General features: G+C 64.8%; 19 protein-coding genes and 1 tRNA gene. 6 read left to right on the forward strand and 14 right to left on the reverse strand.

Going from position 1 to position 19,734, the window contains the following annotated elements:
- Nucleotides 1-52: 52 nt before the first annotated feature.
- Nucleotides 53-1,825 carry a putative bifunctional diguanylate cyclase/phosphodiesterase gene (locus HU230_RS31765; protein ID WP_176534768.1) on the forward strand — a complete coding sequence of 591 codons (1,773 nt, stop codon included), beginning with the start codon at nucleotides 53-55 and terminating at the stop codon, nucleotides 1,823-1,825.
- A 224-nt stretch (nucleotides 1,826-2,049) separates the two neighbouring features.
- Here HU230_RS31765 and HU230_RS31770 read toward each other — a convergent pair whose 3' ends face one another.
- Nucleotides 2,050-2,613 (reverse strand): carboxymuconolactone decarboxylase family protein, encoded by a 564-nt coding sequence (locus HU230_RS31770; RefSeq protein ID WP_210284352.1) that lies wholly within the window; start codon nucleotides 2,611-2,613, stop codon nucleotides 2,050-2,052.
- Between the two features lie 338 nt (nucleotides 2,614-2,951).
- On the opposite strand from HU230_RS31770, the gene HU230_RS31775 reads away from it, so the two are divergent.
- Nucleotides 2,952-3,356: a YccF domain-containing protein gene (locus HU230_RS31775; protein WP_092120423.1), complete on the forward strand. Its 405-nt coding sequence runs from the start codon at nucleotides 2,952-2,954 to the stop codon at nucleotides 3,354-3,356.
- An 11-nt stretch (nucleotides 3,357-3,367) separates the two neighbouring features.
- On the opposite strand, the gene HU230_RS31780 is transcribed toward HU230_RS31775, so the two are convergent.
- A complete protein-coding gene (locus tag HU230_RS31780) occupies nucleotides 3,368-4,042 on the reverse strand; it encodes a CerR family C-terminal domain-containing protein (RefSeq protein WP_176534767.1) in 675 nt (224 codons plus the stop codon).
- A gap of 88 nt (nucleotides 4,043-4,130) precedes the next feature.
- On the opposite strand from HU230_RS31780, the gene HU230_RS31785 reads away from it, so the two are divergent.
- On the forward strand, nucleotides 4,131-5,474 hold the full coding sequence (locus HU230_RS31785; RefSeq protein ID WP_176534766.1) for an oxygenase MpaB family protein: 1,344 nt from the start codon (nucleotides 4,131-4,133) through the stop codon (nucleotides 5,472-5,474).
- An 18-nt stretch (nucleotides 5,475-5,492) separates the two neighbouring features.
- Here HU230_RS31785 and HU230_RS31790 read toward each other — a convergent pair whose 3' ends face one another.
- Nucleotides 5,493-6,533: an alpha/beta hydrolase gene (locus tag HU230_RS31790; RefSeq protein ID WP_176534765.1), complete on the reverse strand. Its 1,041-nt coding sequence runs from the start codon at nucleotides 6,531-6,533 to the stop codon at nucleotides 5,493-5,495.
- Between the two features lie 106 nt (nucleotides 6,534-6,639).
- Nucleotides 6,640-7,719 carry an LLM class flavin-dependent oxidoreductase gene (locus HU230_RS31795; protein ID WP_176534764.1) on the reverse strand — a complete coding sequence of 360 codons (1,080 nt, stop codon included), beginning with the start codon at nucleotides 7,717-7,719 and terminating at the stop codon, nucleotides 6,640-6,642.
- Between the two features lie 131 nt (nucleotides 7,720-7,850).
- Between HU230_RS31795 and HU230_RS31800 the strand changes: the two genes are divergently transcribed.
- Nucleotides 7,851-7,927: transfer RNA gene (locus tag HU230_RS31800), tRNA-Arg, on the forward strand.
- Nucleotides 7,928-8,003: 76 nt separating this feature from the next.
- On the opposite strand, the gene HU230_RS31805 is transcribed toward HU230_RS31800, so the two are convergent.
- The 6 genes from HU230_RS31805 to HU230_RS31830 all read right to left on the reverse strand — a co-directional run bounded on the left by HU230_RS31805 (nucleotide 8,004) and on the right by HU230_RS31830 (nucleotide 12,511).
- Nucleotides 8,004-8,423 (reverse strand): CBS domain-containing protein, encoded by a 420-nt coding sequence (locus HU230_RS31805; RefSeq protein WP_176534763.1) that lies wholly within the window; start codon nucleotides 8,421-8,423, stop codon nucleotides 8,004-8,006.
- A gap of 126 nt (nucleotides 8,424-8,549) precedes the next feature.
- Nucleotides 8,550-9,020 (reverse strand): aminoacyl-tRNA deacylase, encoded by a 471-nt coding sequence (locus HU230_RS31810; protein WP_173640024.1) that lies wholly within the window; start codon nucleotides 9,018-9,020, stop codon nucleotides 8,550-8,552.
- A 121-nt stretch (nucleotides 9,021-9,141) separates the two neighbouring features.
- Nucleotides 9,142-9,882, reverse strand: a complete 741-nt coding sequence (locus HU230_RS31815) for a pentapeptide repeat-containing protein (protein ID WP_176534762.1) — start codon at nucleotides 9,880-9,882, stop codon at nucleotides 9,142-9,144.
- Nucleotides 9,883-10,136: 254 nt separating this feature from the next.
- The gene (locus HU230_RS31820) at nucleotides 10,137-10,559 is read right to left on the reverse strand and encodes a PaaI family thioesterase (RefSeq protein WP_176534761.1); all 423 of its coding nucleotides are present in this window, start codon (nucleotides 10,557-10,559) and stop codon (nucleotides 10,137-10,139) included.
- Between the two features lie 25 nt (nucleotides 10,560-10,584).
- Nucleotides 10,585-11,823: a CaiB/BaiF CoA transferase family protein gene (locus HU230_RS31825; protein ID WP_176534760.1), complete on the reverse strand. Its 1,239-nt coding sequence runs from the start codon at nucleotides 11,821-11,823 to the stop codon at nucleotides 10,585-10,587.
- Nucleotides 11,810-12,511, reverse strand: a complete 702-nt coding sequence (locus tag HU230_RS31830; protein WP_176534759.1) for a haloacid dehalogenase type II — start codon at nucleotides 12,509-12,511, stop codon at nucleotides 11,810-11,812. The genes HU230_RS31825 and HU230_RS31830 overlap by 14 nt, the downstream gene beginning before the upstream one ends.
- A gap of 96 nt (nucleotides 12,512-12,607) precedes the next feature.
- Here HU230_RS31830 and HU230_RS31835 point away from each other — a divergent pair, with 96 nt between their 5' ends.
- Nucleotides 12,608-13,510: a LysR family transcriptional regulator gene (locus tag HU230_RS31835; RefSeq protein WP_176534758.1), complete on the forward strand. Its 903-nt coding sequence runs from the start codon at nucleotides 12,608-12,610 to the stop codon at nucleotides 13,508-13,510.
- On the opposite strand, the gene HU230_RS31840 is transcribed toward HU230_RS31835, so the two are convergent.
- On the reverse strand, nucleotides 13,507-14,916 hold the full coding sequence (locus HU230_RS31840; protein WP_176534757.1) for an MFS transporter: 1,410 nt from the start codon (nucleotides 14,914-14,916) through the stop codon (nucleotides 13,507-13,509). The two genes, HU230_RS31835 and HU230_RS31840, sit on opposite strands and share 4 nt — an antisense overlap.
- 300 nt (nucleotides 14,917-15,216) lie before the next feature.
- Between HU230_RS31840 and HU230_RS31845 the strand changes: the two genes are divergently transcribed.
- Nucleotides 15,217-16,512 carry a YXWGXW repeat-containing protein gene (locus HU230_RS31845; protein WP_176534756.1) on the forward strand — a complete coding sequence of 432 codons (1,296 nt, stop codon included), beginning with the start codon at nucleotides 15,217-15,219 and terminating at the stop codon, nucleotides 16,510-16,512.
- A 117-nt stretch (nucleotides 16,513-16,629) separates the two neighbouring features.
- On the opposite strand, the gene HU230_RS31850 is transcribed toward HU230_RS31845, so the two are convergent.
- Genes HU230_RS31850 through HU230_RS31860 form a run of 3 tightly spaced genes read right to left on the reverse strand, consistent with a single transcriptional unit; the run spans nucleotide 16,630 to nucleotide 19,672 of the window.
- Nucleotides 16,630-17,892 (reverse strand): adenosylmethionine--8-amino-7-oxononanoate transaminase, encoded by a 1,263-nt coding sequence (locus HU230_RS31850; protein ID WP_176534755.1) that lies wholly within the window; start codon nucleotides 17,890-17,892, stop codon nucleotides 16,630-16,632.
- Nucleotides 17,889-18,521 (reverse strand): dethiobiotin synthase, encoded by a 633-nt coding sequence (gene bioD, locus HU230_RS31855; protein WP_176534754.1) that lies wholly within the window; start codon nucleotides 18,519-18,521, stop codon nucleotides 17,889-17,891. The genes HU230_RS31850 and bioD overlap by 4 nt, the downstream gene beginning before the upstream one ends.
- Complete coding sequence (locus tag HU230_RS31860) at nucleotides 18,518-19,672, reverse strand: 8-amino-7-oxononanoate synthase (RefSeq protein WP_176534753.1); 1,155 nt, start codon at nucleotides 19,670-19,672, stop codon at nucleotides 18,518-18,520. Before HU230_RS31860 ends, bioD begins: the two co-directional genes overlap by 4 nt.
- Between the last annotated feature and the right edge of the window lie 62 nt (nucleotides 19,673-19,734).

A 19,734-nucleotide genomic window follows, 5' to 3' on the forward strand; every position in this document is an offset into this window, starting at 1 on the left:
TTTCGTAAGTCCGCTTAACCAAAACTACAACGGACTTTGCCAAGGTCGGCACATGCATAGTTTCACCAAAAACGATTTTCAGGCGGGCACGGCAGCGACCGGGCAGGACGACATTTCCAGCAATGAATTGCGCATCTTGCGCGATCTTCTCCAGCTGTTGCCGGCCGGCGTGACCGTCCAGGACGAGCAGGGCCAGTTCATCCTGGTGAACGAAGCGGCAGCGAGCCAGTTGCAGCTGGCCGCGGGCGCCAGCCAGCCATCGCCGGTCGACGAGCGCCACGCCGCCAATTTGGACCTGTTGCGCAGCGGCCGTCCGGTGGTGCTCGAGGAAGTCCTCGCCTGCGGCGCATCCAAATACGTGTTTCTCACCGCGCACCGGCCGGTCCAGATCGCCGGGCGCAATCTCCTGATTTCGACCTCGACCGACATCAGCGAGCAGAAGGCGTTCGAGGATCAGCTGTTCCGCTCGGCCTATTACGATGAACTGACCGGCCTGCCGACCCGGCGGGTGATCGAGCATCGCGTCAACGGCCTGATCCGCGACTCCGCGCAGAGCCATTTCGCGCTCGCCTTCCTCGACGTCGACAACTTCAAGCACATCAACGACTATTACGGCCACGCGATCGGCGATGCGCTGCTGGTCGAGCTGTCCAAGCGGCTCGGCCACGCGCTGCGCGAGACCGATATCCTGTCGCGGATCTCCGGTGACGAGTTCCTGCTGCTGCTGAACCCGATCAGCGGCAACGACGAGGTCGCCGAATTCATCCACCTCATGCAGGAACGGCTGAAGGCGCCGTTCTTCATCGAGGACTCCGAGATCTTCGCCTCGACCTCGATCGGCGTCAGCCTCCACCCCATGCATGGCAGGAGCTACGAGGCGCTGCGCCAGAACGCCGACATCGCGATGTACCGCGTCAAGAACAACGGCAAGGGTGCGACCGCGTTCTTCGACAACAGCATGGAGCGCGAGGCGCTGGCGCGGATGAAGATCGAGCAGTCGCTGCGGCTGGCGATCCTGGAAAAGCGCTTCTGCTGCGCATTCCAGCCCAAGGTCGATATCCGCACCCAGGAGATCAAGGGCATCGAGGCGCTGGTGCGGCTGCGCGACGACGAGGGCGTGATCCAGGCGCCGGGCACCTTCATCAACCTCGCCGTGGAGCTCGGCCTGATCGACGAGCTGACGTTTCTGGTGCTGGCGGAGATCGTCAAGTCAATCGACCTGATCAACGACACGTTCGGCCCCACGGCGACGATCAGCATCAATATCGCCGCCAAGCAGGCCTCCAACGTCGAGTTCATGCGCCGCTTCGCGCGCGCGATCGAGGAGACCGGCTTCCCGAAGCGATTCATGATCGAGGTGACAGAGGACGCGTTCGTGACCCGGTCGCATTTCCAGGATCAGATCCTGCCGATCCTCCGCGGCATCGGCGTCGGCATCTCGATCGACGATTTCGGGATCGGCTACTCGTCGCTGTCGGCGCTCGCCGACATCACCGCCGACGAGATCAAGATCGATCGCTCCTTCATCACCGACATCCATCAGCGGCCGCGCAGCCAGGGCATCCTGCGCGCGATCGAATCGCTGAGCGAGGCGCTCGGCATGACCGTGATCGCCGAGGGCATCGAATCCTACGAGGAGCTCACCTATCTGCAGGCGGCGACCAAGATCCGCTACGCCCAGGGCTATTACTTCGCCAAGCCGATCTTCCTCGAGGACCTGAAGCCCGCGACGCCGGTGGCCAGCGAGACGCGCGCCAGCATGGCGGCGCGCCCGGCCCAGGAAGGCCGCCAGAGCTACTCGCGCGCCAGCGGCTTTCGGCGATAAAAGACCGCTTCGTTTCGAACAAGCAGACGCTGCTTGCCACCTCGCCCCGCTCGCGGGGAGAGGTCGGATCGCATCGTCAGATGCGATCCGGGTGAGGGGGAGTCACCGCGAATCCATCTGCCACCGAATCTGTGGAGGGAACCCCTCACCCCACCCCTCTCCCCGCAAGAGCGGGGCGAGGGAGCGCGGTCCCGGCGCGTCTAAGGTTCGACAAACTTACAGCCCTACTTCTCCAGCACCTGCAACGGCGGTACGCTGTCATTGGCGGAGCCGGCCTGCATCGTGATTAGCGTCATCGAGACCAGGTCGTAATAGCCCATGATGCCGATGATATCCATGATGCCGCGCTCGCCGAACTTCTCCAGCGCGGCCTTGTAGATGGCGTCGCTGACCTTCCGATCGCGATAAAGCGCGATGCCGAGATCGTAGAGCGCGGCCTCGTCGTCCTTCATGCCGTCGGGCCGCGTGCCCTTGGCGATGCCGTCTGCGATCTTCGGATCGAGCCCGCCCTTCATCGCCAGCGGATAGTGCGCGTACCATTCGTATTGCGCGGTCCAGTGCCGCGCCGTGATCAGGATCGCCATTTCGCTCAGCCGCGCCGGCAGCGAGGTATTCCAGCGCAGATAATCCGACAGGTTCGACAGCTTCGGCGCCAGATCGGGGTTGCGGATATAGGCGCGGTAGGGCGGCACGGTGAACTTGGCGTTGCGCGGCGACGCGCTGATCAGGTCGGCCCAGGCCTTTTGCGGCGGCGACAGTTCCTCGGCCTTGAGCGGCGCGAACCGCACAGCGTCCTCGCTGCGCGCGGCCGCGCGGCCAACGCCAGGACCGCCAGAACGCCCGCCCCAAGTAATTTTCTCATTGTTGCTCTCCCTTTTCGATGCAGGCTTCTTGTGTCCTGCACGACCGCGCGAGCTTAGAGCGTTTTCGAGCGAAGTGGACCCGGTTCGCGTGAAGAAAACGCGTCAAAACAAGAATCTAGAGCTTCGGTTCAATCAGAACCGAAAATGCTCTAGTCGCGATCGAGGAAGATGCAACGAGGTCGGCGCGCGTTTGGCCGCACCTACCGCCACGTCCGACATCAACCTATATTGAGGGCGTCCGAAGCGGCGCGAAGGTGTCAACCATGCAGCCTGTGTCTATCCTCCTCAACATCCTCTGGATCCTGATCGGCGGCGCCTGGATGGCGTTCGGCTGGCTGATCGCCGCTGTCATCATGGCCGTAACCATCATCGGGCTGCCCTGGGCGCGCGCCGCCTTCAACATCGCGGTCTACACGCTCTTGCCGTTCGGCTCACGTGCGGTGCGCCGCGACGAAGTCACCGGCATGTCCGATATCGGAACCGGACCGCTCGGCGTGATCGGCAATCTGATCTGGTTCATCCTGGCCGGCTGGTGGCTTGCGATCGGCCATCTGATCACGGCGATCCTGCTGGCGGTGACCATCATCGGCATCCCCTTCGCCTGGGCGCATCTCAAGCTCGCCGGCATCGCGCTGTGGCCGATCGGCAAGGTGATCGTGCCGGCGTAGCGTCTCCGGCGTCAGTTCGCCAGCGCGTCGACCTGCGCTTCGAGCGCCTCGATCACCATCGTCAACGAGGCCGCCTTGCCCATCGTCCGCGAGATGATCGGCGCGCCGGACTGAAAGCCCGTCAGCCCCGCAATCATCATCACGGCGCGGACGCGCGCCTGCGCCGCCGTCAATCGCTCTTTGGAAGCTGCAATGATCAGTTGGGCGACGAGCTCGATGCCCGGCCGCCACAGCCCGGCATAGAGAACCTCGAACGCGCGCCCGGGATCCGCCAGCTCGCGTTGAACGAACAGACGGTTCTGCTCGCTCGCCGACGTCAGCAGGAAGCGTGCCAGCGCCGTCAGCAGAAGCTTCAACTGCGCGCGGGCGGCGTCCGGATCGGGCGGCCCCTCGAGCGAGGCCAGGGCGGCCTCGCCGACCGCTGCCATGCTCTCGCGATAGCGCGCCAGGATTTCATGCGCGCAGGCGAGATACAGGCCCTCCTTGTTGCCGAAATAATAGTTGAGGGCAGGCAGGTTGATGCCGGCGTCCTCGGCGATCCGGCGGGTCGTCACCCCTGCGAAGCCGCTGTCGCCGAACGCCGCGAGGGCGGCATTGAGGATGCGGTCGCGGGTCTCGTCACCCTTCTTGTAAGGCGTCGTGGCCGATCGCGTCGGCGGCGGCAGGGGGCTGTTTCGTGCGCTCATCAAAAAATCATATCACACGATATTATTTATTGCATTTCCTATCGCTTGATATAAATTGAAGTCCAACGAAGATCAGGGAGAGCCGCTCATGCAGGCCGGAACGCTGGACAAGCTGCGCAGCAATGTTGCCGCGCAAAGGGAGAGAAATCCCGGGATCTACGGCAAGGTCGATTTCGCCATCGTCCCGGAGCGATTTGCGGAAGATGCCGGCACGCCGAGCGTGCTTCCCGAAAAATTCGCAGCCGCCCGCGCGGCGCTGCTGGCCGATCCCGACCGCATGGCGTTCATCCGCAGCTATACGATGATGGGCGATCCGCCGGCCGACGCCTATGCGGCGCTGATGCGCGAATACGGCTTCCGCAGGCTGGTCACCATGCTGGTTCAGGCCTGCGATGCGGGCGTCGAGGCGGTGGAGGATGCGCCGGGCGAACTGATCGCGCTGATCCGCGACATGGAGCGAACGCCCGCTTGGCTCGACATGAAACTGGTCGAGGAAGGCGCGCGGATCGATCGCAATGCGGCCGCCAATCTGAGCCCCTTCATCATCCGCGGCGCGTTCCTTGCGACCTTCATGAACAAGTACGCGGCGCTGCCGATGGCGATCACCAACGCATTGTCGAGCGGCACGTCGGCACGTCGCGTCAAGGAAACTGCAACGTTTTTTGCCACCTCAGTGCTTCCCGGTGCGCTCGGGCGGTTCGGGCCGGGCTTCAAGGCGGCGGCGATGGTGCGGCTGATGCATTCGATGGTGCGCGCCAACGTGATGCGGCGCGCCGACAATTGGGACATTGCGGTCTACGGCATCCCGATTCCGCAAGTCGACCAGATGCCTGCCGGACTGATCCCGATCTTCCTGCTGGCGCAGAAAGTGCTGGCCGACGGCCGCACGGAGTTCACGCCGGAGGAACGGGCCCGCGTCGAGCTTGCGCGCTACCGCTGCTTCCTGCTCGGCCTGCCGGAGGACCTGCTCGCCGACACGCCGAAGGGAATTGTCGACCTCATGCTGTTGCGCTCCGCGACGCTGCGGGCCGGCTATGACGACAAGACCTGCGGCGAACTGGTCCGGGCCACGATGGCGGCAACCTTGCGCTCCGACGAATCCATTGGCGGCCGTCTGTTCGAATTCTTCGAGCGCAGCTTCGCGAAGACGTTCTTCCTGAACAGCTTCCTCAACGGCGATCGGGCCAGAGCCGCATCGATCGGCGTGCCGATCACGGCCAGGGATCGCACCGTGACGGCCGTGGTCGGGATTTTCCTGTTCACCCGGCTTGCGCTCTACCGGCTGGCATCCCGCATTCCCGGCCTGCGCGCGGCAGCGGACCGGCGGCTGGTCAAGCGAATCGAAAATCTCTTGAAGGACTACGGCCACGCCGAGTTCACGACGGACGCCACGGCCTATCGACCCGCCCACCCCTCGCCGGCGAAATCCTAGTGCACTTCCGGCGCGGGCTCAGCGCGCCGCCTCGCAGCCGGGGATGTCGAACACCGCGGTCAGGCCGCAAGGCGAGTTGAGCATCTTGCCGCCCTCGTGGCCTACGCCGGCCACATCCCACACGCTGTGGTTCGTCGCGCCGTGGTCGCGCGCCTGCATCGCGGCGACATAGGAATGCCCGCGCGCGTAGCGATACGGCCCTTCGGCTTCCGCCATGCATGATTTGTCGAGCGCGGGATGATTGGGATTGGTGTCGAGCGTTCCGAGCAGATAGATCACGCGGCGCGCGACATAGGCCTGCTCCAGCGCGGCCGGCGTCGGCTCGGCGAGATAGGGCGGACGGTCGTCCATGCCGAACTTCCAGCTGTTGTAGCCTTCGCACTTCGCGGCGATCGCGGGCTGCGGCCGCTCCTTGGTGAAATAGGCGTAGGAGGACGGATTGGCGACGACGTAGCGTACGCCGATGCCCTCGCGCAGCAGCACCTGGTCGCCTTTCACCGCGATCGCATAGCGCTGCACCACCTGGCCGCCGCCGGAATGGCCGAACACGACGACCTGCTTCAGGTTCGGAAACAGCTTGCGGTCGCCGAGCTTCGCCAGGATCGCATCGAGCGCCTCGAACGAGCTCACCGGACCCGGCGCGAGCGCGGGCTCGCCGCCCTGCCAGCCATAGAGGCTCCAGCGCAGCGTTTCCGCCGGCAGCTTGAACGCCTCGACGTCGGGCTCGATCAAAAATTGCGGCGCGATCATCAGCGTGCTCTTGCCGGTATCGCCGGCCGCAGCCTGCGCGCTTAGCGCCGCGCGGAAATAGTCGTCGGCATTGCGCAGCACCCCGTGCAGCACCAGCACCGCGCGGGTGACGTCCGGCAACGGATTGGACCAGTCGGCCGAGAGATAGACCGGAAAGGTCGCGCTGCCGACGGCAACGCGACCGCTGGCGACCTCCTTGACCGGCTTCCGGTCACGCTCGATCCGCGTCTGCGTTGCCGACGCGATCGGCGCGTGAGCCGCCGTCATGGCGAGCAGCGCCAGTGCCGCAAGCCAGGCTTGACGATGCATGGTTCAAACTCCGTTAGCGCAGCCAGGCGCGATGCGATGAAGCTGGGTCATGTCGCGTCAGGCGCCGATTCACCCATGAATTTTGGGAAAGCTTCCGGACCGCATCTCAGGCGGCGAACCGCCCGCGATTGTTCGCGGCAAGGATCGGGCGGATCAGGCGGCCGAACCGCTCGGCCTCCTCGTCATGCAGATAGCCGGACAGGCAGAACGAGTGGCAGCCGGCGTCGATGAACTGCTGCAAGGTCGCGGCGCATTGTGCGGGATTACCGACCACAGCGATGCCGGCGCCGGGCCGCACCTTGGTGATCCCGGTCCACAGATGCGGCATCACGAGGTCGCCATAGTCGCGCGCGAGCTGCTGCACGCGCTGGTTGGCCTCGGACCTGACATAGAGCGTCCTTATCTCCTGCTTCTGCCGCTCGGTGGCGTGGCGCACCAGCTGGTCGGCCGCCTCCCAGGCATCCGCCTCGTTCTCGCGGCAGATAATCTGCAGCCGCATGCCGAAGCCGATCGCGTCCTCGCGGTCATGCGCCCGCGCCATCCGCCGGATCTCGGCGATATTCTCCGCGATGCGCTCCGGCAGATCGCCCCAGAACAGATGAACGTCGGAATGCTTCGCCGAGACCTCCCAGGCCTGCCGCGAGCCGCCGCCGAGATAGAATCTTGGAAATGGCTGCTGCAGCGGACGCGGCCGGATATGCGCGCCCGAGATGGTGTGAAACTTGCCCTGGAAGTTGACCGGGCCGCGCGTCGTCCACAGCGCTTTCAGGATCGAGACCTCCTCCTCCATCAACGCGTAGCGTTCCTCCTTGGCGTAGCGTACGCCTTCGGCCTCGACCTCGCTCTCGTTCTGCCCGGCGATCAGGTTGATGCAGATCCGCCCGCCCGACATCTGGTCGAAAGTCGAGATCATCTTGGCCATCAGCACCGGGTTGATGTAGCCCGGCCTTGCTGCAATCAGCGGCTTGATCCGCGCCGAGCGTGCCGCCATGAACGCGCCGGATATCCAGGCCTCCCAGCACACCGAGCCGACCGGAATCAGGAGATATTCGAACCCGGCATCCTCGGCCGCCTTGACCACGCGGTCGCAGAGTTCCGGCGAGCCGGCGACCTGCGCCTCTATCAGCCCATAGGCCGTGGTGTCGCCATGCGTGGGCAGATACCAGCCGAATTCCAGCGGACGCATGGGCAAACTCCCTCGAAAGACAGCCTTTTTCCGCAAGGCCTGTCATATTGGCGCAGGCAGTTTACAGCCCTTAACCGGCCGGACAACGCCGTTGCCGACCCGGAGCCAATCAGCTAAATGGTGGCCTGCACGCACCCGTAGCTCAGCTGGATAGAGCGTTGCCCTCCGAAGGCAAAGGTCACACGTTCGAATCGTGTCGGGTGCGCCACTTCGATTTTTTGTCCGCTTCGATGTCCGGCCATAGTGCCGGCCGATCTGCCGGTTTCCGGCAGACCGGCCTCGCCTCAATGATGAGCCGACACGCCCTTCATGTATTGGGACATCAGATCGGCACCGGCAAAGTGGCCTATATCCCCCAGGCTGACCATGCCGACCATCCGTTTGCTCTTGTTGATGACAGGCAGCCTGCGGATCTTCAGCGTCTCCATGTGATGCACCGCTTTCGCCAGATCGTCGTCTTCCCGGCAGCAGTGGATGCCTTCGGTCATCACATCGCGCGCTGTCGTGCGCGTAGAGTTGAAGTCCTTGCTCGCAAGACCTTTGCAGACGAGGTCGCGATCCGTCACCATCCCGATCAGACGATCGTCTTGCCCGACCGGAATGCACCCGACGTCGTGCCCTTGCATCAATTTCGCGATTTCAGTGATCGGGGTATCGGGGCTGACCCAATCGACGCCCTTGTGCATCACATCCTTGACCTTCATGGAGGACCTCCCTTGCAAGGCAGCAGCCCCCTCGCTTGCAACTATACAGCAGATCGGGCGTGATCGCATGCGTGCGTGCTGCGCCTTGGTCAAGGCGCAGCGACAGGTGGTCCGGCTATCATGCCCTCAGTCGTGCGTACTGAAGCGGCCGTGCAGGGAACCGGCGGTCAAGCGCGCGAATTGCGCACGACCGAGATGAAGCAACGTCTCATGATCGCCGGCTTCGATATAGATCTCGGGCTGCATCTGGATGCTGTCATCAACAATGACGTCGAGCCCGTAGCAGATGCCGGCGGCGGGAACCGCCCCATGCGCACAGTCCGCGAACAGCCGATCGATTTCGCTTTCAGCGGCCATGGCGATATCGTCGCCGAAGCTCGCCCTCAGATCCGCCAGCCTGAGGTGATGCGATGCCGGCAGCACGGCGAGCAGGTAGCCGCCATTGCGGCGCAACACAATGGCCTTGGCCAGGCGATCACCCGGGACGTGACATGCTTGGGCGGTCAGGGCCGACGACAGCGTCAGCACATGCGGGATCTCGTCGTACGCGATGTTTTCGGCGGCGAGATACTTGTGCAGTGTGGGAGAAATGGTCATGGCGTCACCTCCGGTGCGACATGCAACCATCCACCGTGGTCCCTGCCTGCCGCACGATGAGCGGCTGCGTGGTTCTCAACGCAAAATATAAGCCCTGCTGCAGGACACTGCAATTCGATCGCTAGTTTGGGCGCCGCGCCAGGTCCAAGTTCCGGGCCTTGTCCAGATTGCGGGCCTCGGCCAGCGCGGTCGCACCCGGCAAGAGGGCCGACGCAAGGTCGGTCTCGGTGAAATCGGCGCCGGCGAGATTGGCTCCAGATAGATCGGCTCCCGCCAGGTCAGCCTTGTTGAGGTTGCAGTTCGCCAAATTGGCATTCTGCAACTGCGCGAATTCGAGATCGGCGCGCGCAAGATTGGCGCCGCTCAGATCCGCATTCCGGAGATCGGCGGATTTGAGCACGCCACGCATCAGGCCCATCGATTGGTTGCGCATATCAGCGCTCAAATCCGCGCCGCCAAGCTTGGCGCGCTGCATCTGCGTGCCGAGCAGCGATGCCTTGACGAGGGACGCCTCCGTCAGATCTGCGTCGATGAGCCAAGCCTGGTTCAGTATGGCCCGATCGAAGCGCGCGGCTTTCAGATTGGTTCGGTTGAGCTTAACGAGATGAAGGTTGCCGCCGGAGAAGTCGAGGCCCGAGAGATCGAGGTGCGACAGCCGCTTTCCCTCCAAATCTAAAGTGCGTCGGTCCCCTTGAGGCGCGGCCTTGAGGAGCGCGTCGACCTCGGCGCGCGTCATCTCCGACGTCGTCATCTCGGGACTGTCGAGGTCGACGCTGCGCAACATGTCCTGCGACATGGCGGCAATCGGATCAACGAGCAGCGCCGCCATCGATACAAGGGCAAATGCGAGATGAGACCGCATCGCCGTCTTTCCGCTTTTGAGATATCGCCTCTCGCATCTTTGCACCGGCCGCGCCGTGGAGATGCGCTTCCAGCTTCAGAGTATGAGACCGGATCACGATCCTGGCAATGCTCGTGACCGTTTCGTGCGAAGGAACGGGGCCTCGGGAGGTCGTGCTTTCACGACATCGGAGATTCGCGTCAGGGGTCCGCTCCGCCGCGAAACCGACAGTTTTGGCAGCGAGACAACGGGTCGACGCGAACCGGCCGCGCTTCTCAGCCTCGGCTCAGCAGTTGCCAGGTCGACGTGGCATGCGCGATCGTCTCGCCGGACGCGGCGGATGCCTGGGATTGCAGGAAGAAGGTCTTCCGGCCGCGCTTCAGGAAGGTCGCGTGACAGGTCACGCGCCCTTCGCGCACCGCGGCGAGATACTGCACCTTCATCTCGAGCGTGGTGCCGGCACCCGCGACGTGGTTGACCAGATGCCCCATCGAGATGTCGAGCGCGGTCGCGAGAACCCCGCCGTGCAGCGTGCCTTGCGGGTTGTACAGCGGCGTCACGACATCGAAGGAGACGATGCACGCCTCGCCCTGGTAGGCGATCTCCAGGCCGAGGAAACGCGACAGGAAGAACGACCCGAATTCCTGCCGCTCGTCTGCGACGGCGCGACGCATCATTTGTTCGGCGATATCTCTCATGACGACACTCACTTGATTGCGATCCTCACCTGGGCGATCGCACGAAGCTCCGTCCAAAGTCTCCGAACGCGCCTTCGAGGGCGAATCTCTCGAGCCGATCGTCGGTCCAGCCGCGCCATTCCGCAAGCACCTCGCTTGTGTTTTCGCCGAGCATCGGCGGCGGCGTGGAAGGTGCCGGCGGTTCGTCGCCGAACCGCGTCGGCCTCGCGATGAACCTCACATCTCCTGCGGCTGGATGGTGGACGGTCTGGACCATTCCGCGCTGCGTGAGTTGCGGCGTCTCGCAGACCTCGCCGACCGACTTGATCGCGCCGCAGGGGATGCCGGCCACGCCCAGCGCCTGTAGCCAATCGGCGCGACTCCTGCCGGCGAAGATGGGGGCGAGGATCGCAACGAGCTCGTTCCGGCTCGCCGCGCGCTTCGGGGCGGTCACGAAGCGGCTATCTTCGCGCAGGTCCGGCTGGCTGATGACGTCGCAAAAGGCCGCCCAGAACTTGTCGTTTGCGACCCCGACATTGATCCAGCCGTCGCTCGCCTCGAACGGCTCGTACGGGCTGATGGTCGGATGGACGTTGCCACGGCGCCTCGGGCTTTCTCCCGTGGCGAAGTACATGCCGGCGTTGAACGTCAGCAGCGATGCCATGGCGTCGAGCATGGCGACGTCGACCCGGCCGCCCTCGCCCGTCCGGCTCTTCCGCATCAGGGCGGCGAGCACCGAATGCGACGCATACAGGCCGGTGACAAGATCGGCGATCGAGGTGCCGACCTTGGTCGGCGGCCCAATCGGATCGCCGGTGATGTCCATCACGCCGGATTCGCCCTGCAGGATCAGGTCGTAGCCGGGGCGCCCGGCGTCCGCGCCGGTGCGGCCAAACCCCGAGATGCTGCACAGGATGATGTCGGGCCTGCGGGCGCGCAGCGCGTCGAAGCCGAGGCCCCATTTGTCGAGGGTACCCGGGCGAAAATTCTCGATCACGACGTCGGCGGCGGATGCAAGATCGAGCACCGCGTCGCGCCCCGCCGGCGACTTCAAATCGATGGCGCAACTACGCTTGTTGCGGTTCACCGACAGGAAGTATGCGCTCTCGCCGCCGACGAAGGGCGGTCCGTAGCGCCGGCTTTCATCGCCCTGCCGCGGATCCTCGATCTTGACGATGTCGGCGCCGAGATCGCCGAGCTGCATCGTGGCAAAGGGGCCGGAGACTACCCGGCAGAGGTCGAGAACCCTGATGCCCGACAGCGGTTCGCGATCAGACGATCGCATCAGCGAGGTCCTTCATCGACGGCACCAGGATATCGGGCTGGTGCGGCGTGATGCCGAACGGGCGGCTGCGCCGGTCGATGAAGGCCGTCCGCATGCCGGCGGATTTGGCGCCGATGCAGTCGAAGGCATGATTGGCGACGAACAGCACCTCGGTGGGCTTCACGCCCATGATCTCGGCCGCTTTCGTATAGGTCGCGACATGCGGCTTGAACGAATTGGCCTCGGCCACCGAGATCACGCGATCGAACGGGACCTTGTGATACTGCTTCGCGGTCTCGAGCATGTCGGGATCGCCGTTCGAGAGCACCACCAGCTTGTACTTGGCTTGCAACCGTGTGAGCGCTTCCGGCACTTCCGGAAACGGCACCAGTTTCTCGATCTCGCCGACGAGATAACGCACGTCATCCATCGTGTAGTCGATCTTGGCGCGGTCCATCACGTGCGACACCGCGCGATGCCCGATCTCGCGATAGGGCGTGTGCTCGCGATGCAGCAGCGCATCGATCATCGAGTTCTCGAAATGCGTGCGGCGCCACCATGTGACGAAGGAATTCGGATCGCCCTTCCAGCCCTTCCTTGCGAGGAACGGCGCCGCGATCCTGGTCAGGCCGCCCTGCATGTCGACGACGGTGCCGTACTGATCGAACATGCAGATCTTCACTTCGCGTTTGATGGTCTCAAAGCTCATTGATGCCTCCTTGGTTCAGATCGATTGGATACGCGCCGCACTGCCATAGATGAAATGGATTTGTGCTCTCTCACTATTCACGATATGAATGACGGCATGAACCTCCGATCCATCGACCTCAATTTGCTCGTCGCGTTGGACGCACTGTTGACCGAGCGTCATGTCACCAAGGCGGCCGACCGCGTCGGCCTCAGTCAACCGGCCATGAGCAACGCGCTCAACCGGCTGCGCGCGATGTTCGAGGACGAACTCCTGGTGCGGACGACGAGCGGGATGAAGCCCACGCCCCGCGCCACCGAACTGGCGGAGCCGCTGCGTCAGGTGCTGCGCCAGGTAGAACGCGTGATGGCGAGCGACACCGGCTTCGATCCAGGCCGGACCGAACGCACCTTCACGATCCGAATGTCGGACATTCTCGCGTGCCTGCTGTTGCCGAGACTCGCCGCAGCGCGGCCGCCTGAGTCGCGGATCTCCTACAACACGATCCATCTGCCGCCCGCCTTGACGATCGATGCGCTGGAGCGGGACGAGATCGACGTCGCGGTCAGCATGGGCCTCGAGCATTCCGCGTCGATCCGTTCGGAGACGCTGCTGCGCGACCGCATGGTCTGCCTGATGCGGAGCGGTCACCAGGTCAAGCGCGGACGGCTGACCTTCGACGGCTTCATCGCGCAGGAGCACATGAAGGTCTCGATGAGCCCGACCGACCTTCGCTTCGTCGACGACGTGCTCGCCGAACGCGGCCATCGAAGACGCATCGCGCTGAACGTGCCGCATTGGCTGGTCGTGCCTCATGTTCTCAAGCAGACCGACCTGCTCGCGGTGATGCCGCGGCACCTCGCCGCGGTGCTGATGGACGACGGCCTGCGGATGGAGGAACTGCCGTTCGAGTCCGCGCCGTTCGACTGGATGTTGTACTGGCATCGCAGATACGATCAGAGCAATGCCAACGGCTGGCTCCGCGATCGGCTCAGGGCTGCGTGCTCCGATCTGAGCTAGGCGCCGATGTCCGCCGGCCTCCGCGCGATGGACGGCTCGCTTCCTGCCTCGGCTTCCGTGACGGCCGACGCGTCCTCCAGCGAGCGTCCCTTGGTCTCGAATCCGAACACGAGAAACACCACAGCCTGGAACACGAGGATGCCGGCCAGGGTCGTCAGCACGCCGGTCAACCCTTGCCAGGCGAAGATCGCGACCACGACGTACTGCACCAGCGCGGTCGCGATCCGCCCGGACGTGGCGCAGATTGCCGTGCCGCGAAGCCGGTAGCGCGTCGGGAACAGTTCGGGGACGTGCATCGCGAACCCGGTCGCCAGCATGACGTAGATCGCGGTGACCAGCAGGAAGCCGACGCCCGCGAGCGCGACACCATCCGCCATGTACGGATAGGCGATGCCGAGCACTGCCGCCGCAATCGACGAGCAGACGATCGAGAGCCTGCGTCCGAGCCGGTCCGCCAGCACGAGCCCGATCAGCGATCCGACCGGCCCGCCCAACGCCATCACGGTGGTGTAGCCCAGCGAAGAGACCACGCTGTGGCCGCCCTTGACCATGAAGGTCGGCAGCCAGCCGATGAACCCGTAGAGACTGAAGCCGACGACGATGTGCAGCAGGCTGCCGAGCAGCGTGCGCGCGAGATATGGCGGCTGGAACAGGCGCCAGACCGCGCCGGGCGATTCCTGCGCCGGCGCGCTCGCAGCGATGGGAGCCAGTGCTCCCTTGCGCGCGGCCTCCGCTTCGATCGCGGATAGAATTTTCTCGGCTTCATCGGCGCGGCCGTTGGTGGCCAGCCAGCGCGGCGATTCCGGCATCGACTTGCGCAAGAACCAGACGATCATCGCCAGGAGGCCTACGAGGGCGAACATGTAGCGCCAACCAAGCGTCGGGATCACCCACAGGCCGATCATGGATGACGCGAACAGCGAGAAGTTGGTGATCACGGCCAGAAGCCCGATCCAGCGTCCTCGCGAAGCAGCCGGCACGAACTCCGTCAAGGTCGCGTAGCCGACCACGATCTCCGCGCCGAGGCCAATGCCGATGATGAAACGGAGACCGATCAGAACCGTCATGCTGGGCGCGAAAGCAGCCGCGATCGACGCGAGGCCGAAGATCGCGAGGTTCATCTGGTAGGAGAAGCGGCGACCGAAGCGGTCGCCGAGGATGCCGGAGAACCACGCCCCGATCGTCATGCCGACAAAGGTCGCGGAGACGAATGCCGCGTTGAGCTCGAGCGTCGACCAGCCTTCCTTGAGCACCGCGCCCAGCACGCCGCCGGCGAGATAGATGTCGAATGCATCGAGGAACATGCCGGCGCCGATCAGGGCCAGGATGCGCCAGTGGAATCCGCAGATCGGCAGCCTGTCCAGACGCGCGCCCGCGTTGATGTCGATGTCGGCGGATCGCGCCATTCCAAACCTCCCTGCCCGGCCTTGTGCGAGCCGGATGCTCCGATCACCGATTGATGACGCGCAGGGGGGCGTCGTCCAATTCAAAACAAAAATTCGACTATTTGGCGCAGTGATGAAGCCGCCGAAACCGCACGGATCGCGTTCCATCCTGACACCGAGCTGACGCGCACTCGCTGTCGTTAACGCTTCCATCGAAGCGCGATCGCGAAATCACGATGTCAGCACAAACATTCACAGCGGGTTCATGTCGGCGCCACTATTCAACTCCAACGCTGGGGGAAGAAGATTGGAGTATGCGCCATGCGCCGCATCGCCGGACTGCCTTTCGCCTTAGCTCTCAGCCTCTGCTGTCTCTCACCACCGCACGCTGCGCGCGCCCAGCTCGCCATCGGCATCAGCATCGATGCAGCACCGCCGCCACTGCCCGTCTACGAACAGCCGCCGATCCCAGGCGACGGCTACATCTGGACGCCCGGCTATTGGGCGTGGAGCGACGATATCGGTTACTACTGGGTTCCCGGCACTTGGGTGCTTCCGCCCGCGCCTGCATTGCTCTGGACGCCCGGCTATTGGGGCTGGAACGATGGCGTCTACGCGTTCCACGCCGGTTATTGGGGAGCGACCGTCGGTTTCTACGGCGGCATCTCTTATGGCTTCGGCTACACCGGCATCGGCTATGAGGGCGGCTATTGGCGCGGCGGCAACTTCTTCTACAACAGCTCCGTCAACAACATCTCGAATGTCTCGGTCACCAACGTCTACAACAAGACCGTCATCAACAACACGACCAACGTCAGCTACAACGGTGGCACCGGCGGCACCACGGTGAGACCGACGCCGCAGCAGCTCGCCGTCGCGAACGAGCGCCATGTGGCTGCGACCGCCGAGCAAACGCGGCACGCGGAAGCAGCGATGAAGGATCCGGCGCTGACGCTCGCCAACAACCACGGTCATCCGGCGATCGCCGCGACCGCGCACGCGGCACGGTTCAGCGGCGCCGGCGTGATCGCCGCGCACCCGGGCAAGCCAATCGCTGCGCCGCCGCCTCATCATGCGCAGGCCACCGCAGGCCACGCTCTGCCGACAGGAAATGCTCTGCCGCCGGGACACGCTCTGCCGAGCGGAAACGCTCTGCCGGCTGCACACGCATCGCCGACGGGGCATGCCCTGCCGGCCGGAAACGCGCTGCCGCCGGCACAGGCAACGACGACAGGACACGCCTTGCCCACCGGAAACGCGCTACCGCCGGCACATGCGTCGACAACGGGACACGCCTTGCCTGCGGCAAGCGCTTCGCCGGCTGCACACGCGCTGCCGACGGGACACGCTCCGCCTGTCGCCGTCAACCATCCCGCTCCGGCACCGCACGTCGCAGCGCCAGCCGTGCACGCGCCGAGACCGCAGATCGCACAGCACGCACCAGCGGCGCCACGCCCGGCCGCGCATCCGCCGGCGCCGCGCGTCGCGCAAGCGGCTGTGCACCGGCCGCCGCCCCGGCCCGCAGCACCGCATGTGTCGCGGCCGGCTCCGCGGCCTCATCCCGCGCCACGGCCGCAGCATCCCGCTGCGAGGCCGGCGCCACACAGGCACGCGTGATCCAGCCCATCGGCGTGCCCGCAACGGCACGCCGATTTCACATGGGAACCCATCGCGCGCAGAACGGCACGCGATGCAAATCGTCAGTCACGGGATTTCAGGCGCGCAAGCGTACCGTCAGGCCAGCTCGTCAGCTGCATCCGCGATCGCGGCATAAATCTCAACGAGATCAGCCTCCGTCACGCAGTAGGGCGGCATGACGTAGACCGTGTTGCCGAGTGGGCGCAGCAGCAGGTTTCGACGCGTGAAGAAGGCCTGAAGTTTTGGGCCGATGCCTGCGAGATAGCCGGCATCGCTTGCCTTCAGGTCAAGCGCCGTGATGGTCCCGGTGCGGCGGACGTTTTCAAATCGTGTGTCGGTGCGGAATGGTGCGATCAGTCGCTCCTGCATCGCGGCGAGCGAGGCTGTGCGCTCGCCCGCGCCGCGTTGCCAGAGTTCGAGGTTTGCCCTTGCGGCGGCGCAGGCGACCGGGTTCGCCGTGTAGGAACTCGAATGGAAGAAGGTTCGCGAACGATCGCTGGAATAATGCGCGTCGTAGATGTCGGCGCGGCAGAGCGTCACTGCGAGCGGCAGCGATCCGCCGGTGAGGCCCTTCGAATAGCAGGCAATGTCCGGCGTAACGTCGGCCTGCTCGCACGCGAACAATGTGCCGGTGCGGCCCCAGCCGGTCATCACCTCATCAGCAATGAACAACACACCGGAGGCCTCGCAGATGCGCTTCATTTCCTTCAGCACCGAGGGCGGATACATCAGCATCCCGCCCGCGCCCAGGATCAGCGGCTCGACGATGAATGCGGCCGCAGTTTCCGTCTTGCACGCGGCTTCGAGCGCATCGAGTGTCGCCTGCTCGTGGCCGGCGGCCGGAAACGGGATCGACACGACGTCGAACAGCAGCGACTCATAAGCTTTGTTGAAGACGCCGCGCGCGCCGACCGACATCGTCCCCACGGTGTCGCCGTGGTAGGAGTGCTGCATCACGATGATCCGCGTGCGCGGCACGCCGATATTGTGCCAGTAGCCGAGCGCCATCTTCAGCGCCACTTCAACGCTGGTCGATCCAGAGTCGGAGAAGAACACATACTCCAAGCCACGCGGCGCCAGCTTCAGGAGCTGCGCGGCAACGTCTTCGGCCGGATCGTGGGTATGGCCGGCAAAGATGATCTGGTTGAGCTGTTCCGCCTGGTTCTGGATCGCGCGTACGATATGCGGATGGCAATGGCCGTGGGTCACCACCCACCAAGATGCGATCGCATCGATGATCCGGCGTCCCTCCGCGGTGTAGAGATAGGCACCCTCCCCGCGCACGATCCTGGTCATCTGATCGTGCAGCGCGTGCTGGGTGAACGGGTGCCAGATCGGCGATCTCTGCGCTGATATCATGAGTTGAAATCGTCGCGCCGGAACGAGGCGTGGAAAGCCGTTTGCAGCGTGTCTGCCGCGAGCGGAGACAGCCAGGGCAACCGGCCCAGCCGGCGCACTTGCCCGATCTCGCAGATGGCGCGCTCGCTCTCGGGATTGCTCTCGCCGATAAAGGCGATCCCGAGAACATCGATGTTGCGCTTGCGCAGCGCCTCGACCGATAACAGCGAGTGATTGATGGTGCCGAGCGCGGTGCGGGCGCAGAGCACGACCGGAAGCCGCCACCGCTCGAACATGTCGATAAAGAGCGTGTCGTCATTCAGCGGCACCATTAGTCCGCCGGCGCCCTCGATCACCAGCGGCCGGTCCCCCGTGTCGGGCAGATCGAGCGCGGCGGGATCGATGCGCACGCCGTCGATCGCCGCGGACTGATGCGGCGACGCCGGCGTGTGAAGCCGGTAACGCTCCGGCACGATGCGATCGGCCGCAAGACCTGCAAGCCGCGTCACCAGTTGCGCGTCGGTCTCTTCCTCAAGGCCGGACTGAACCGGCTTCCAGTAGCTCGCGCCGAGAAAGCCGACGAGGCCCGCGGAGAAGATCGTCTTCCCGATTCCGGTGTCGGTGCCGGTCACCACGATCCAGCTGATCATCGCGACCAGCCTTTCGTCTCCTCGACAAGCGCATCGAGCAGCGCGCGCACGTCGTCCTCGTCGACATTGAGTGTCAACGCAATCCGCAGCCGCGCGGTGCCCGCCGGCACGGTCGGCGGGCGGATGCCTCTAATGTCGAAGCCGCGCGCCTGCAACGCCGAGGCAAGCTGCATCGCGCGCGCATTGTCGCCGACGATATAAGGCACGATCTGCGAGCGCGACGGACTGCGCCGGCCGCGCCGATCGAGCTCGCGATGCGTGAACGCGACCAGTTCTGCGAGGCGCTGCTGGCGCTCGGGCTCCTCTCGCAGGATCAGCAGTGCTTCACGCACGGCGACGGCCACAAGCGGTGACGGCGCGGTGGCGAAGATGAACGGGCGGCAGCGATTGACCATGAAGTCGCGCAGCACGGTCGAGGCCGTGACCAATGCGCCGGCGGCGCCCAGCGCCTTGCCGCAGGTATGCACGATCACGAGATTCTCGCGCCCTTCATAGGGCGCCGTCAGCCCTCGCCCCTGCTCGCCGTAGACGCCGGTGCCGTGCGCCTCGTCCACCATCAGGAACGCGTCGTGCCGCTCGGCGATGGCGACGAGGTCGTCGAGCGGCGCGACATCGCCGTCCATGCTGTAGACGCTTTCGACCACGATCCAGACCCGGCCCGTTCCGCCATCGGCGCGCCAGTCGCGAATGGTGTCCTCGACCGACCCGGGGTCGTTGTGCGCGCTGAACCGGAACGCGGCCCGGCCTGCCCGCGCGCCTTCGTGGATGCTGGCGTGCACCAGCGAATCGAGAACGAGCAGATCGCCGCGCTGCGGCAGCGTCGTCAGCACGGCAAAGTTGGCGACATAACCACCGCCGAAGAACAGCGCGGTCTCGGCGCGGAAGAACGCGGCGGCCTCGGCCTCCAGCCTTTCGTGCTCCTCGCAATTGCCGCGCAACAGCCGCGACCCGCCGGCGCCGATCGGCGTGCCTGCCTCGAGCGCGGCCGACACGGCCTGCTTGATGCGTGGCGCGCTCGCGAGTGCCAGATAGTCGTTCGACACGAAATCGATGCCCGCACGCGGCTTCAGACCGCGCAGCCGATCGTCCTTGCTCAGGGCGCGCAAGGCCGCGGCGTAATCAGCGGCCTTGGCCGCATGGATTGCGCTCATGCTTTACTCTCAGGATGGTGGTTGGTCGCGCGGCGAATGACGCCGCGCGCGTGCCGGAGGGT

It is taken from the genome of Bradyrhizobium quebecense, assembly GCF_013373795.3.
Lineage (GTDB): Bacteria > Pseudomonadota > Alphaproteobacteria > Rhizobiales > Xanthobacteraceae > Bradyrhizobium > Bradyrhizobium quebecense.

Coding starts and splice junctions, on each gene's coding strand:
- HU230_RS31845 (WP_176534756.1), top strand. CDS start 15,217: ATGCGCCGCATCGCCGGACTGCCTTTCGCCTTAGCTCTCAGCCTCTGC.
- HU230_RS31835 (WP_176534758.1), top strand. CDS start 12,608: ATGAACCTCCGATCCATCGACCTCAATTTGCTCGTCGCGTTGGACGCA.
- HU230_RS31815 (WP_176534762.1), bottom strand. CDS start 9,882: ATGCGGTCTCATCTCGCATTTGCCCTTGTATCGATGGCGGCGCTGCTC.
- HU230_RS31830 (WP_176534759.1), bottom strand. CDS start 12,511: ATGAGCTTTGAGACCATCAAACGCGAAGTGAAGATCTGCATGTTCGAT.
- bioD (WP_176534754.1), bottom strand. CDS start 18,521: ATGATCAGCTGGATCGTGGTGACCGGCACCGACACCGGAATCGGGAAG.
- HU230_RS31780 (WP_176534767.1), bottom strand. CDS start 4,042: ATGAGCGCACGAAACAGCCCCCTGCCGCCGCCGACGCGATCGGCCACG.
- HU230_RS31840 (WP_176534757.1), bottom strand. CDS start 14,916: ATGGCGCGATCCGCCGACATCGACATCAACGCGGGCGCGCGTCTGGAC.
- HU230_RS31790 (WP_176534765.1), bottom strand. CDS start 6,533: ATGCATCGTCAAGCCTGGCTTGCGGCACTGGCGCTGCTCGCCATGACG.
- HU230_RS31785 (WP_176534766.1), top strand. CDS start 4,131: ATGCAGGCCGGAACGCTGGACAAGCTGCGCAGCAATGTTGCCGCGCAA.
- HU230_RS31805 (WP_176534763.1), bottom strand. CDS start 8,423: ATGAAGGTCAAGGATGTGATGCACAAGGGCGTCGATTGGGTCAGCCCC.
- HU230_RS31860 (WP_176534753.1), bottom strand. CDS start 19,672: ATGAGCGCAATCCATGCGGCCAAGGCCGCTGATTACGCCGCGGCCTTG.
- HU230_RS31765 (WP_176534768.1), top strand. CDS start 53: ATGCATAGTTTCACCAAAAACGATTTTCAGGCGGGCACGGCAGCGACC.
- HU230_RS31775 (WP_092120423.1), top strand. CDS start 2,952: ATGCAGCCTGTGTCTATCCTCCTCAACATCCTCTGGATCCTGATCGGC.
- HU230_RS31825 (WP_176534760.1), bottom strand. CDS start 11,823: ATGCGATCGTCTGATCGCGAACCGCTGTCGGGCATCAGGGTTCTCGAC.
- HU230_RS31810 (WP_173640024.1), bottom strand. CDS start 9,020: ATGACCATTTCTCCCACACTGCACAAGTATCTCGCCGCCGAAAACATC.
- HU230_RS31795 (WP_176534764.1), bottom strand. CDS start 7,719: ATGCGTCCGCTGGAATTCGGCTGGTATCTGCCCACGCATGGCGACACC.
- HU230_RS31850 (WP_176534755.1), bottom strand. CDS start 17,892: ATGATATCAGCGCAGAGATCGCCGATCTGGCACCCGTTCACCCAGCAC.
- HU230_RS31820 (WP_176534761.1), bottom strand. CDS start 10,559: ATGAGAGATATCGCCGAACAAATGATGCGTCGCGCCGTCGCAGACGAG.